Genomic DNA, 5,676 nt, shown 5'->3' on the forward strand with positions numbered 1-5,676 from the left:
GTGTCCGAGAGAGGACTTGAACCTCCACGCCCTATAACGGGCACTAGCACCTCAAGCTAGCGCGTCTACCTATTCCGCCACCCGGACAGGGTGTGCACCCGGCGGACCGGGCAACCACGTCAGCATATCCGGCTGGACCGGGCACGCTCAACTCGACCGAATCGCAGTCCGCGAGGAGCCACCTCCCAGTGATCCGGACGCCGTCCCGGCCCGAGAGGTACGGCAAGATGGGCGGCATGAGCGTGCAGAGTGCCCCCGAGTCCGAAGTCGTCCAACTGTGCAGTGAACTGATCCGGATCGACACCTCCAATTTCGGGCCGGACGGCTCGAAGGGCGAGCGTGGCGCCGCCGAGTACGTCGCCGAGAAGTTGGCCGACGTGGGCATCGACTCGCAGCTGTACGAACCGGAGGCGAACCGCACCAGCCTGATCGCGCACTGGGAGCCGGAGGGCTGCGATTCGTCGCTGCCGCCGCTGCTGATCCATGGGCATACCGACGTGGTGCCGGCCCAGGCGTCCGACTGGCAGGTCGACCCGTTCGCCGGCGAGGTCAAGGACGGCTGCGTGTGGGGTCGTGGCGCGGTCGACATGAAGGACTTCGACGCCATGGTGCTGTCGGTGGTCCGTGACCGGGTCCGCACCGGACGCGCGCCGCGGCGTCCGATCAGGTTCGCGTTCACCGCCGACGAGGAGGCCGGCAGCGGCCTGGGCGCGCATTGGCTGGTCGAGAAGCATCCTGAGCTGATCGCGGACTGCCCGGAGGCGATCGGCGAGGTGGGCGGCTTCTCGCTCACCGTCCGCGACGACCTGCGGCTCTACCTGATCCAGACCGCCGAGAAGGGTCTGGCCTGGCTCAATCTGATCGCGGACGGTACCGCTGGCCACGGCTCGATGCGCAACTCCGACAACGCCGTCACCGCGCTGGCCGGGGCGGTCGCCCGGATCGGCACCCACGAGTGGCCGCACCGCATCCATCCCGCCCAGCAGGCGTTCCTGGACGCGGTCGAGGACGCCCTCGGCGTCGAGATCAACGCCGATTCGGTGGAGGAGTCGCTGGCGCGGCTGGGCACCATCGCGCGGATGGTGGGTGCCACGATGGCCAACACCGCCAACCCGACGATGCTGAACGCCGGCTACAAGGTGAACGTGATCCCCGGCAAGGCCACCGCCGGCGTCGACGGCCGATTCATTCCCGGCTACTCCGACGAGTTCTTCGCCACCCTCACCGAACTGCTCGGTGACAAGGTCCGTTATGAGATCGGCAGTCACTATGACGCGGTCGAGACCGAGTTCTCCGGCGCGCTGGTCGAGGCGATGCAGTCTTGTCTGGAGGCCGAGGATCCGCAGGGCAAGGCGGTGCCCTACCTGATGAGCGGCGGCACCGACGCCAAGGCCTGGTCGAAGCTCGGCGTGCGCTGCTTCGGGTTCGCTCCGCTGCAGCTGCCGCCCGACCTCGACTTCGTGGCGATGTTCCACGGCGTCGATGAGCGGGTGCCGACGGCGTCGCTGGAGTTCGGCGCGCGGGTGCTGGACCGGTTCCTCGACCAGGCCTGATCGTCGCGGGACCTTGGCACCCGAGAGCGTGCTGATGTCGTGGACAAGGGCGGCTCGGACGCGGCGAGCAGCGTGGGGCGAGCGGCCTCGGACCCCCTAGGGTTGCCGCCATGGATCGTCGTGCCGTCGGAGACAGCGGCCTGCAGGTGTCGCGTCTCGGCCTCGGCTCGCTGACCTGGGGCCGCGACGTCCCACCCAGCCAGGCGCGCGCCCTGCTCAACAGGTTCGTCGAAGCCGGCGGCACGCTGGTCGACACCGCGGCCGCCTACGGCAACGGCGACGCCGAACGGATCATCGGCCGGGCCATCCACACCGACCTCACCCGCGACGACCTGGTGATCGCCACCAAGGGCGGCTTCGGCGTCCGGGGTGGGCGCCGGGTGGTCGACACCTCGCGGACGGCGTTGCTGGACGACCTGGCGGGTTCGCTGCGGCGGCTGCACACCGACCACGTCGATCTGTGGCAGCTGCACGCCTGGGGTGCGGCGCCGCTGGAGGAGTCGCTGGCCGCCGTCGACCACGCGGTGTCCACCGGCATGGTGCGCTACGCCGGCGTGTCGAACTTCGTCGGCTGGCAGACCGCGCAGGCAGCGACCTGGCAGGCCGCCTTCCCCGGACGGGCCCCGATGGTCAGCACCCAGGTGGAGTACTCACTGCTGGCCCGCCGTGCCGAGGTCGAGGTGATTCCGGCCGTCCGTGCCTTCGGCATGGGCCTGCTGGCCTGGTCCCCGCTGGGCCGCGGCGTGCTCGCCGGGCGTTACCGGACGGGCATACCGCGCGATTCCCGTGGTGGGCAGACCCACTTCTCCTGGTTCGTCGAGCCCTACCTCGAGCCCCGCTCACGCTCGGTGGTGGACGCCGTGGCGACCGCCGCGGACGGCCTCGACCTGTCCTGCGCGCAGGTGGCGCTGCTGTGGACCAGGGATGCTCCCGGCGTGACCGCGCCGCTGATCGGTCCGCGCACCGTCGAACAACTCGACCATCTGCTGGAAACCGAAGAGCTGGAGTTGCCCGCCGAGATCACCGCCGCCCTGGACGATGTCAGCGGCGGTCCGAACGCCGGGCGTTCTGCTTAGTCGGCACCCGATAGAGCCCTCCCTAACTAGTTCTGCCCTCCCGCATGCGGGAGGGCAGAACTAGTTAGGGAGGGCCTTGGGGAGCGGCCTGCGGCCCCGGCGGAGGTGCAGGATCCCCCGGTGTGCTACGGGCCGCGTCCGGCTCAGGTGGCGCTGATCGTCTGGGTGACCAGCAGCACGATGATGACGGCGGCCAGCGCGAGCCGGTACACGATGAACCAGGTGAAGTTGTTCTTCGAGACGTACCGCAGCAGCCAGGCGATGGAGACGTAGGCGACCACACCGGAGACCACCGTGCCGACCATGGTGGACGCCCAGCCGACCCCGTCCGCGATGTGCTTGGCTTCCTTGACCGCCTGGTACAGCCCGGACGCCACCAGCGTCGGAATGCCGAGGAAGAAGCTCATCCGGGTCGCCGAGACCCGGTCGAGGCCGAGCAGCAGGCCGGTGGTGATGGTGGCGCCCGAGCGGGAGACGCCGGGCACCAGTGCCAGCGACTGCAGGGCGCCGAGGATGAGGCCGTCCTTGACCGTGATGGAGTCCTCGCCGCGGGTCTGCTTGCCGACCCGGTCGCCGATGAACATCACGATCGACCAGCCCACCAGGCCGATGACGACCGCCCACAGGCTGCGCAGCGGCCCGGTGATCAGCGGCTCGCCCAGTAGTGCGATAACCGCAGTGACGGCGAAGCCGGCGATGATCGCCCAGCCCATCCGGTAGTCGGAGTTCCGCTTCGAGACGTCCCGCAGTCCGCTGAACCAAGCGCCGCCGAACCGGACGATGTCGGACCAGAAGTAGATGATCGAGGCGATCATCGCGCCCACCTGAATGATCGCGGTGTATGCGGTGATGCTCGGATCGTCGATCGGCACACCCATCAGCTTCTCGGCCACGGTGAGGTGCCCGGTGGACGAGATGGGCAGGAACTCGGTGATGCCCTCGACGATGCCGAGCACGATCGATTGCCACCAGTTGATCATGGGTTTCCTTCCGGCGAGATGGCCGCCGGACAGCTTAGCTGGCCCTTCCGGCCGCTTCCGCGCCGCATTGCGGGGCGAGCGGCGAGGCGTCATCAGATATTCAGATATTCAGGAATGCCGCGGTGATCGCCGAGGTTGAGAACGCAGCGACCTCGTAGACCACGGGAGCCCACCCGCGCCGTGCCGGGTGGGTGCCGTCGCGACGATACGCTGGCGTCCGGCCCTGAGGTGGCGCCAAAGAGGAGGAATCGGTGAAAGCCTGGACCGCGCCGGACGTACCCACCCTGGACGGCGCAGCCGGCCGGCTACGGATTCACGACACCGCACTCGACGAACTCGTCGACATCGTGCCGGACAATGACGAGGCACGTTTCTACGTCTGCGGCATCACCCCCTATGACGCGACGCATCTCGGCCATGCCAACACCTATGTCGCCTATGACCTGATGTACCGGGTGCTGCTCGACTGTGGGTACCGGGTGATCTACACCCAGAACGTCACCGACGTGGACGATCCGCTGCTGGAGCGGGCCGAGCAGACCGGGGTGGCCTGGGAAGACCTCGCGGAGGATCAGGTGAACCTGTTCCGTGAGGACATGACGGCGTTGCGGGTGCTGCCGCCGCAGCACTACATCGGTGCCGTCGAGGCGATCCCGGCGGTGGTCGAGCTGATCGAGTCGCTCAAGCTGACCGGGGCGATCTATCAGGTGGACGACGCCGAGTACCCGGACTGGTACTTCGAGGTCCACCGCGCGCCCGGTTTCGGACGGCTCTCCAAGCTGACCGACGACGAGGCCGTGGCGCTGTTCGCCGAGCGTGGCGGTGACCCGGACCGTCCGGGCAAGAAGGATCCGCTGGACTGTCTGGTCTGGCGGCTGGAGCGCCCCGGTGAGCCGTCCTGGGAATCGCGACTGGGACGCGGACGGCCCGGCTGGCACATCGAATGCACCGCGATCGCGCTGCAGTATCTGGGCGCCTCGTTCGATATTCAGGGCGGCGGCTCCGATCTGATCTTCCCGCATCACGAGATGTGCGCCGCCGAGGGTGCGATGGCGACCCGGCAGCCGTTCGCGAAGGCTTATGTGCATTCCGGAATGGTCGGCCTGCACGGCGAGAAGATGAGCAAATCCCGGGGCAACCTGGTGCTGGTCAGCCGGTTGCGTGCTTCCGGCGCCGACCCGATGGCGATCCGGCTCGGGCTGCTCGCCCATCACTACCGCACCGACTGGGAATGGACGGCGAACGCGCTGACCGAGGCGCAGCAGCGCCTGACCCGCTGGCGGGAGGCGGTGGCCCGTCCCGCAGCCCCGTCCGCCGAACCGCTGATCGCCGCCCTCCGGCATGCCCTACGCAACGACCTTGATTCGCCGGCCGCCCTGGCCGCGATGGACGCTTGGGCCTCGGACTCCGGCGACGACCCGTCCGCCGGCGCGACGGTGACCGAAGCGCTGGACGCCCTGCTCGGCGTCCGCCTCTGATCGAACTTCCGGGAACGGTTCTCCGGTGTGCGAAATCCGCACGTCCGGGGACGGTTCTTGGTCCTCCGAATTTCGCACATCGGGGACGGTTCTTACTCGTGCGAATTTCGAACGTTGAAGAACCGTCCCCGAAGATGCGAATGCCGAACGTCGAAGAACCGTCCCCGCATGTGCGAGGTCTAGAGGGTGAGGGTGGTGGACTCCACGGTGAACTCCTGGACGGCGGCTAGATCGACCTGGATGCCGATGCCTGGGCCGGACGGCGCGGTCAGGCAGCCGTCGGCGTCCAGTTCGAATGAGGGGCCGACGTCGGCGGCGTAGTACCGGGACGTGGCGGAGATGTCGCCGGGCAGAGTAAAGCCGGGCAATGTGGCCAGGGCCAGGTTCGCGGCCCGTCCGATCGCGGTCTCCAGGGTGCCGCCGCAAAACACTGGAACGCCGTTGGCCAGGCAGACGTCGTGGATCTGTCGCGAGGTGAGATAGCCGCCGACCCGGCTGGGTTTGATGTTGATCACGTCGGCGGCGCCCAGCCGGATCGCAGTCATCGCGTCGTCGAGGGACAGCACCGACTCGTCCAGGCACACCGGGG

The 5,676-nt window shown here is 68.4% G+C and carries 5 protein-coding genes and 1 tRNA gene; 3 read left to right on the plus strand and 3 right to left on the minus strand.

Going from position 1 to position 5,676, the window contains the following annotated elements:
- Window position 1: 1 nt before the first annotated feature.
- A tRNA-Leu gene (locus Q0066_RS15010) sits at window positions 2–87 on the minus strand.
- Window positions 88–236: 149 nt separating this feature from the next.
- Here Q0066_RS15010 and Q0066_RS15015 point away from each other — a divergent pair.
- Both Q0066_RS15015 and Q0066_RS15020 read left to right on the plus strand, forming a co-directional pair.
- Window positions 237–1,553 carry a M20/M25/M40 family metallo-hydrolase gene (locus tag Q0066_RS15015; RefSeq protein WP_298134360.1) on the plus strand — a complete coding sequence of 439 codons (1,317 nt, stop codon included), beginning with the start codon at window positions 237–239 and terminating at the stop codon, window positions 1,551–1,553.
- 110 nt (window positions 1,554–1,663) lie between these two features.
- A complete protein-coding gene (locus Q0066_RS15020; protein WP_298134362.1) occupies window positions 1,664–2,629 on the plus strand; it encodes an aldo/keto reductase in 966 nt (321 codons plus the stop codon).
- Window positions 2,630–2,772: 143 nt separating this feature from the next.
- Here the strand turns inward: Q0066_RS15020 and Q0066_RS15025 are convergent, their stop codons facing one another.
- Complete coding sequence (locus Q0066_RS15025) at window positions 2,773–3,606, minus strand: undecaprenyl-diphosphate phosphatase (RefSeq protein ID WP_298134366.1); 834 nt, start codon at window positions 3,604–3,606, stop codon at window positions 2,773–2,775.
- A 254-nt stretch (window positions 3,607–3,860) separates the two neighbouring features.
- Here Q0066_RS15025 and mshC point away from each other — a divergent pair, with 254 nt between their 5' ends.
- On the plus strand, window positions 3,861–5,087 hold the full coding sequence (gene mshC / locus Q0066_RS15030) for a cysteine--1-D-myo-inosityl 2-amino-2-deoxy-alpha-D-glucopyranoside ligase (RefSeq protein ID WP_298134363.1): 1,227 nt from the start codon (window positions 3,861–3,863) through the stop codon (window positions 5,085–5,087).
- 179 nt (window positions 5,088–5,266) lie between these two features.
- On the opposite strand, the gene Q0066_RS15035 is transcribed toward mshC, so the two are convergent.
- On the minus strand, window positions 5,267–5,676 hold a 410-nt coding region (locus Q0066_RS15035; RefSeq protein WP_298134365.1), incomplete at its 5' end, for an enolase C-terminal domain-like protein.

The sequence above is a fragment of the Micropruina sp. genome (assembly GCF_027492755.1).
In the GTDB taxonomy this organism is placed as follows: domain Bacteria; phylum Actinomycetota; class Actinomycetes; order Propionibacteriales; family Propionibacteriaceae; genus Micropruina.